Origin of the sequence: Streptomyces sp. NTH33 (assembly GCF_003236365.1) — a bacterium.
In the GTDB taxonomy this organism is placed as follows: Bacteria; Actinomycetota; Actinomycetes; order Streptomycetales; family Streptomycetaceae; genus Streptomyces.
On record NZ_POTZ01000044.1, the window covers coordinates 20,657 to 27,579 of the forward strand.

Here is a 6,923-nt window from a genome sequence, read left to right on the forward strand (position 1 = left end):
GCCTAGCTCTCGTTGTCCAGGGCGGCGTTGTCGATGTCCAGAGAGTCCAGCTCCGCGTCGGTCAGGCTCTCGACGAGCCGGATGCTCTTGTCGATCGCATCCAGGTCGAGCGCGGCGGCGGGCCCGGCGTCCGGGAGGCCGCGCGCCACCTCGGCCGCGAGATCGCTCAACCGCTCCGCCGCGAAGATCGTCTGGACCCGCAGCTCCACGCCCGTCCGCTGCTTGATCAGGTTGATCATGCGGGTGACGAGCAGGGAGTTGCCGCCGAGCGAGAAGAAGTTGCTCCCCACGTCGAGCCGCTCCGCATCGGTGTCCAGCAGCTCGGCCCAGACCTCGGACACGACGCGTTCGGCCTCGGTGCGCGGGGCCGTGCCCTGTTCGGCGGGCCGGGCCGGAACGCCGGGGTCGGGCAGTGCGCGGTGGTCCAGTTTGCCGTTGCCGGTCAGCGGCAGTGCGTCCAGCATGACGTAACCGGAAGGCACCATGTACGACGGGAGCGCGGCCCGCAGCGCGGCGTCCAGATCCTCCCGCAGGACCCGCTCGTTCGGCCAGCGCGGCAGGGGCACGGCGCCCGGCAGCGCCGCGCTGTCGCCGCTCTCGCGTCCGGTGTCGGCAGGGCGCCTGGCGTGGAGCCGGTACGACGGTCCGTCGATGTGCCCGCTGACCACGTCGAAGCCGTGCTCCTCCAGCAGGGCCACCGTCTTCTTCAGCTGCCCGTCGGTGTCGTGCAGGTCGACCACGAGCTGGCGGATCCTGTGCCAGTCGGCGTCGGCGATGCCGCGCAGCACGTCGTGTCCGGCATGCCGCACCCCGACCCTCAGCAGGTCGATCCGGTCGATGCCCTCCTCCGCCAGCACCGCGGACAGGGGGCGCAGCCGGCCGGTGAGGTCCCGGCTCTCAGGGTCGCCGTCCGGCCTGGGCGTCGCCTCCTTCTCCTCGGCGGACAGGCCGCAGTCGAAGACCCGGGCGTCGAGGCCGTACAGAGTGACGTTCCGGCGCAGGGCGTCCGCGAGCGCCCCCCTCGGCTCGAACGCGTACAGCCTGGCGTCGGGGCGGTGCAGGCCCGCGTACAACGTGAACAGTCCGATGCCGCCGCCGACGTCCACGACGCGGTCGCCCTCCGTGAGGGTGATGCCGTGGCCCAGATACCCCGGGCCGGTGAAGATCTCCTCGTAGCGGACCTCGGTCTCGCCGCGGTCCCGCTGGAAGACCGGCAGACCGTTGGGCAGTTCGTGGACCTGCTCCAGGAGTCCGGGTTCGGTGCGGGTCAGGCGCAGCAGCTCGTACACCGCGGGCGCCTGCCGGGCGGACGGCACGATGTATCCGACCAGGCGCCGGTCGTCGCCCTGGCCGCGCACCACCACGCGGGCGTCCGCGACCGCCGGGTGCTCGTTGAGGCGGGTGGAGATCTCGCCGAGTTCGATGCGGTAGCCGCGGATCTTCACCTGGCCGTCATTGCGTCCGAGGAACTCCAGCGAACCGTCCGGCAGTCGGCGGCCCAGGTCTCCCGTGCGGTACATCCGGGCATCGGACCCGGCCGCGAACGGGTCGGGCAGGAAGCGCTCGGCAGTCAGCTCCGCCCGGTTCAGATAGCCCCGCGCCACGGCCTCCCCGCCGATGACCAGCTCGCCCACCACGCCGGTCGGCACCGGGTTGCCGCGCCGGTCGAGGACGTACACGCTCATACCCGGCATCGGTCCGCCGATGGGCCGGGTGGTCAGCCGGGTGTCGGGCTCCGTCACGGTCCGGTAGGTGGTGACCACCGTCGTCTCGGTGGTGCCCCACATGTTGACCAGCTGGGTCGCGTCGTTGAGCGGCCGCGCGAACCACGGGCTCAGCGTGGAGGCGTCCAGCTCCTCGCCGCCGAGCACCACCGTGCGCAGCTTGTGCGGGGCCCCGTCGTCGCCCTGCGCCGCGATCAGCTGCCCGAACCCGGTCGGGGTCTGGCCGAGGACGGTGACCTGCTCCTCGCACAGCAGCGTGTAGAAGTCGCGCGGGCTGCGCGCCACTTCCTGGGTGACGACGATCAGGGTGCCGCGGTGCAGCAGCGCTCCCCACATCTCCCACACCGTGAAGTCGAACGCGAACGAGTGGAACAGCGTCCACACGTCCCCGGGCCGGTAACCGAACCACTCCTGAGCGGCGACGAAGAACCGGGCCACGTTGCGGTGTTCGACCATCACGCCTTTCGGCAGGCCCGTCGAGCCAGACGTGTAGATCACATACGCCAGGTCGGCCGGGCCGGCGCCGGACACCGGCGGCAGGTCGTCCGCGGGCAAGGCCTCCCAGCGCTCGGCGTGCCCCGGCACGTCCACCACCGTGGCACCGCCGGCGTCGAGTCCCTCGGGCACCGCACCGTCGACCAGCAGCACGCGCGGCGCACTGTCCTCCAGCACATGACCGAGCCGCTCCGCCGGTGCCGACGGATCCAGCGGCACATACGCACCACCGGCCTTCACCACCGCCAGCGCGCACACCACCAGCCACTCGCTCCGGGGCAGGCACAGAGCGACCAGCGACTCATGCCCCACACCCAGCGCCCGCAGATACCGGGCCAGCCGGTTCGCCCGCGCGTTCAGCTCCGCATAGCTCAGCGACCGGTCCTCACACCGCACCGCCACCGCATCCGGCGCATCCCGCACGACCTCCTCGAACCACTCGTGCAGAGAACGCTCCGACGAGGCCGGGCCGCCGGGCAGCTCGACCGTGGCCGGTTCCCAGGCGGACGTGGCGACTTCGCGGTGCCGCATCGCGGGCGGCAGCACGGAGAGTTCCAGGGCTGCACGCCCGGCGCGGTCCTCGTCGGACAGCGCCTCGACGAGGGAGGCCATGGCGGCTTCCAGGCAGTCGACGACCACGTCGGCGTCCTGCGCCTGGTGGATCTGGGCGGCGATGTGGAACGCGCCGCCGAGATCGTCGACGGAGACGGTCACCGGGTAGTTGGTGCGTTCGATCACATCGGACAGCGGGGTGATGCCCACCCGTTCGAGCATCCGGTCGATGCCGTTGTCGCTCGGCAGGTGCCGGTAGTTGAGGATCGCGTTGAAAAGCGGCGCGTCGGCGCCGGGCAGCCCGCTGTGCGACCGGGCCTCGGGCAGCGGGATCTGCTCCAGGCGCACCAGCCCGTGCAGCACCTCCTCCGTTCGCCGCACCAGGTCCCACACACTGTGGCCGGCGAGGTCGAGGCGCACCGGCAGCGTGTTGATGAAGTTGCCGAGCATCCGTTCCATCCCGGCGGGCCCCTGCACCCGTCCCGACATGACCGTGCCGAACACCACGTCGTCGCGGTCGGCGCAGGCCGCGACGGTCAGGGCCCAGCCGACGTGGAAGAGCGTGGCGGGACTGGTCCGCAGCCGTGCCGCGACGTCGCGGACCCGCCGGGCCAGGCCGTCGTCGACCGGCCGGCGTACTTCGCGGATCTGCTGCCCGTCGCCGTGCACGTCCTGGAGCCCGAACACCACGGTCGGCTCGGAGACCTCACCGAGCAGCCCGGCGAAGAAGGCGGCGGGATCGAGGTCCTGCGGCCGTCGCCGGGTGTGCGCGATGAACTCGCGGTACGGCACCGGCTCCGGCAGGGCGTCCGCCCGGCCCTCCATGTGCGCGACGATCTCGGTGAACAGCAGGCCGAGGGAGGACGCGTCGTGGATGGTGTTGTGCAGCGTCATCGCCGCGTGCCACACCCCCGTCTCCGGGTGCCGGCCCGCTCGCAGCCGGATCAGCGGGGCCTGGTCGAGCGCCATGCGCGGGGCGTCCTGGAGCAGCTCGGCCAGCTGTTCCTCGGCGGACGTCCCGGACCGCAGCTCGACCTCGTCGACCGGGAGCTCCACCTGCCGCAGCACTGCCTGGACCGGCCCGCTCAGCCCGTCGGCGAGAATCACCGTGCGCAGCGCGTCGTGCCGGGCGATCACCGCCCGCAGCGCCCCGGCGAACCGGTCCAGGCAGTCGCGGTCCGCGAAGGAGAACAGGCCCGAGGAGGCGTAGGGGTCGTGCGCGCCCTCCTTGAGATGGTGGAAGAACATGCCTTCCTGCATCGGGGCGAGCGGGTACACGTCCTGAAGGTTCGCGGCTCCGCCGGGGATCGCGGCGCCGACCGTCGCCACTTCCTCCTCGGTGAGGGACACCAGCGAAAGCATGCCCGGGATGACGGTGGCGGTGTTCTCGGAGATCCCGGCGGGGAGGGGCGTAGGCCCGCTGTCGGCCGGGGGCGCCGGGACGTCGGCGGGGCCCGTGGCCAGGGCGGGTTCGGTCCGGTCCGGGTGCTCCGGGTGCTCCGCCGGACCGGCGAGGTCCGCCGCACCGGCCGTCGGGGCCGTCTGCGCCGCCTCCGCTACGGCTGCGAGCGAGCGGGCCCGCAGGATGGCGGCCGGTTCGCAGTGCAGACCGTGCTCGCGCAGCAGCGCCGTGAACCGGTGGGCGAGCAGGGAGTGGCCTCCCAGGGCGAGGAAGCCGTCGTCCGGGCGCAGCTCGTCCGGCTGGAAGCCGAGCAGCTCGGCGCAGACCGTGAGGACAACGCGTTCCTTGCCGAGCGGTTGCGCCGCGTCGGGCTCCGGGGCCGCCGCAGCGGGCTCGGAGCGGCCGGTCGGAGCCGTGGACGGGGCTGTCGAAGCCGTGGGCCGGGTGGGAGCCGCCAGCGGCGTCGAAGCCGTCGACAGCAGCGCGCTCGTTCGGCCCAGCCAGTAGCTCCCCCGCTCGAAGGCAGTCCCCGGCAGCGGCAGCAGGCGCCGGCGCCGCGGGTGCAGCCCGCTCCAGGGGATCCGGGCGCCGCCCACCCACAGCTCGGCGAGCCGCGCCAGATCGCGGTCGGCGACGAGCGCGGAGAGGAACGACTCGCCGCGCGCCCCGTCGAGCACCGCCAGGAGGGCGCTCGCTCGGTCCTCGGCGTTTCCGGTGTGCACCGCGGCCTCGGCCGAGGTGTGCGCGGTGCCCTCCCCGTCGGTGTCGGCCAGGTACCGGGAGAGGGCGCCGCGCAGTTCCCCGACGCTGCCGACCACCACGGCGAGCCGTTCGGGCATCGCCTCGCGGCCCAGTTGCAGGGTGTACGCGACATCCGCGAGGCTCATCGTGTCGCCGGCGCCGAGGAAGTCGTTCAGCCGCCGTACCGCCGTGCGCAGCCGCACCGGGCTGCCGGCGGACACCACCACCAGCTGCGGTCCGTCGTCGGCGGTTCGCTCCGGCTCGTCGGCGGCCTGTGGCGGAGCCTCGACCACCAGGCTGACGTGACTGCCGCCGGCGGCCACGGAGTTGATCAGCGCGCGGCGCGGTGCCTGGCCAGGACCCTGTACCCAGGGGGTCAGCCGTTCACAGAGCGTCAGGGGGCTTCCGGTCAGGTCGAGATGAGGGTTGGGCTCTCCGACCGCGACGAGCGGGGCCACCTCGCGGTGCCGGAACTGGAGGGCCACCTTGGTGAGCTGTGCGACCCCGGAGGCCGCCTCCGGGTGCCCGAGGTTGGACTTCACTGAACCGATCAGCACGGATTCGGCGGCCCCGTCGAACACCTCCCGCAGGGCGCTCAGCTCGATCTCGTCGGACATCGCCGTACCGTTGGCCGACGACTCGACGTACCCGATCGAGTCCGCCGCGGCACCGGCCCGCTCCAGCGCCCGGCGCATGACCGCCACCTGGGCCCGACGGCTGGGCGCCAGGAATCCGCTGGAGCGCCCGCTGTGCAGCGAGGCGGTGCCCTTGATGACGGCGTGTATCTCGTCCCCGTCCCGCAGTGCGGCGTCGAGCGGCTTGAGCAGCACGGCCCCGACGGCCTCCGCGGGGAGATAGCCGTCCCCGTCGCGGAAGCTGCGGCTGCCGGGGTGGCTGCCCAGCATCTGCATCTCGGACAGGGCGAGGAACTTGTCGGGACTGTTGGCCAGGTTCACGCCGCCGGCGACGGCCAGTTCGCTCTCCCCGCGTTGCAGGTCGGCGCAGGCGAGGTGGATGGCCATGGCCGAGGAGGTGCACATGCTGTCCACGGCCAGACTCGGCCCCTCCAGCCCGAAGAAGTGCGAGACGCGGTGGGCGATGAGGTTGTACGAGGCGGTCGAGGTGAGCGCCGCGAGTGCGGGGTCCGAGGCGTCCGCTCGGTACAGCTGGTAGGCGGCTCCGGCATAGACGCCGACGCGTCGCCCGTACTGCCGCTCGATGGCCTCCTGGGTGACGCCGCAGCCTTCCAGCAGCTCCCACACCGTCTCCAGGAACAGCCGCTGCTGCGGATCCATCACCGCCGCCTCACGAGGCGAGATGCCGAACAACGCCGGGTCGAACCGGTCGATCCCGTCGAGGAACCCGCCCCAGGCGCCGGACGGGCGTCCTCCGTCCCGGCGGTCGGCGGGCGGCTCGGTGACGCAGTCCCTGCCGTCGCGCAGGTGTGCCCAGAGCGTGTCCAGGTCCTCCGCCTGCGGGTAGCGCCCTGCGATGCCGATGACGGCGACGTCCATGAACTCACCTCTGCTTTCGACATGCCGGACCACGGCGGGCTCCGTCGCGGATGCGCTCCGCGGGCCCTGCGCGGGAGGCACCGGCTCAGGGATGTCATCGACCGGGACCGGGGGCGCCGATGGCATGGAGGGGGCGGGCTCGGGTTTGCCCAGCAGACCGCGCGGCTTTGACGGGTGCTCGTCCGCGACGTATTGGGCGAGCTCCCGAAGGGTGGGCCGCTCGAACAGCAAGGTCCGGGACAGCGGACCGAACACCTCTTCCAGCCGGGTCACCGCGGTGACCGCCAGCAGGGAGTCCATGCCGTACCGCTCGAACTCGACGTCGGGGTGCAGCCGTTCCGGCGCGAGTTTGAGAACGTCGGCGAGCACCCGTCGGAGATGGCCGAGCGCCCGTTCCGGCAGCAGCCGGCTGTCGTCGCGGGTGTGCTCAAGGGCCGTGGCGGCACCCCCGCCTCGGTACTCCGCACCGGCGCCGCCCCCGGAAGCCGCGCCGCC

At 72.8% G+C, this 6,923-nt stretch carries 1 protein-coding gene; it reads right to left on the reverse strand.

Annotation, left to right across the window (positions count from 1 at the left end):
• Window positions 1–2: 2 nt before the first annotated feature.
• On the reverse strand, window positions 3–6,797 hold the full coding sequence (locus tag C1I97_RS07045) for a non-ribosomal peptide synthetase (RefSeq protein ID WP_111002362.1): 6,795 nt from the start codon (window positions 6,795–6,797) through the stop codon (window positions 3–5).
• Window positions 6,798–6,923 lie beyond the last annotated feature (126 nt).